Here is a 258-nt window from a genome sequence, read left to right as displayed (position 1 = left end):
AAAATTGGCAAACCCAAAGACTCATGAGTTCCAGGTCGTGCGCACGAGTCTCATTCCTGGCCTGTTGAAGACCATCAGAGAGAATAAACACCACAGCGTCCCAATGAAGATCTTCGAGGTCAGCGATGTGGCGTTCAAAGACCCGTCCCTGGAGCGAAAGAGTCGTAACGAGAGACATTTCGCAGCTGCATGGTATGGTAAGACCAGCGGTTTCGAGGTTGTGCACGGTCTCCTGGACCGCATCATGGCCATGCTCAA

Annotated in this window: 1 protein-coding gene; it reads left to right on the top strand. The window is 52.3% G+C overall.

The window, feature by feature from the left end; genetic code table 11:
• Positions 1–4: 4 nt before the first annotated feature.
• The coding region (locus tag PZC42_RS24935; RefSeq protein WP_498041211.1) for a hypothetical protein at positions 5–258 on the top strand (254 nt) is incomplete at its 3' end.

It is taken from the genome of Isoptericola croceus, assembly GCF_029382255.1.
GTDB lineage: Bacteria > Actinomycetota > Actinomycetes > Actinomycetales > Cellulomonadaceae > Isoptericola > Isoptericola croceus.
The sequence above is the reverse complement of the archived record's forward strand: the minus strand, read 5'-3'. Positions and strand labels throughout refer to the sequence as shown.